1 protein-coding gene is annotated in these 648 nt (G+C 54.0%); it reads left to right on the top strand.

Going from position 1 to position 648, the window contains the following annotated elements; genetic code table 11:
- Positions 1 to 96 precede the first annotated feature (96 nt).
- Positions 97 to 648: hypothetical protein (locus ACR0E6_RS22480; protein WP_480587558.1), on the top strand; the 552-nt coding region annotated here is incomplete at its 3' end.

Raw genomic sequence — 648 nt, 5'->3', positions numbered from 1 at the left:
CACCGTAACAAAAAGCCAAGAGAACTTGACGACGATATCAGGCTCCTTGAGATGGCCGCTAGGGTTCGACAAGACGCGGCCGAGTTTGCGCATATCATGCTGCTCAAGAAGAAGATCGGTCGGAAGTATCGACTGCTGAACTTTTCAGTTGACCGCGATACCGGTGTCTCTTCAGCCTTTTTGGCTGTGTTCAAAAATGAAGTGCAGAAGAGAGTGGTGCGGATTGCAGACGTCACCATGGCAAAGAATGAAAGCCATCCGCGACGCCTGGGGTTTGTGGCTGATGGTAACAAGGAATTAGAGCGCGTGGAGTATTTGATGCGTCAGGCAGGGTACTTGCCTGGAGACGGTGATCAGGCTGTCTCCAGGCCACAGGACGGCGCCATGGAGTACCTTTTGGAAGCCTCCTTTGGCAATGTGGCGCTCTCCGACATCAGGGCGCTCCTAGTGGATCATACCGGTCAGTCTGAATCGGCCGGCATTCACTATCCGTTCCACTTCATCAACGAGCCGCATAAGCGGGTGATTTTCCGCACTGACCCAACACGATTAGATTTTGCCCAGATGGCACAGTTGGCAGTTCGGGCGGGAACGCATCCGGTGGACATGTATCACGCTCGGGCACGGACCAAGGTCATGGGATTTGAG

The sequence above is a fragment of the Ruegeria sp. AP12 genome (assembly GCF_056540025.1).
This window is presented reverse-complemented; position numbering and strand designations above follow the sequence as displayed.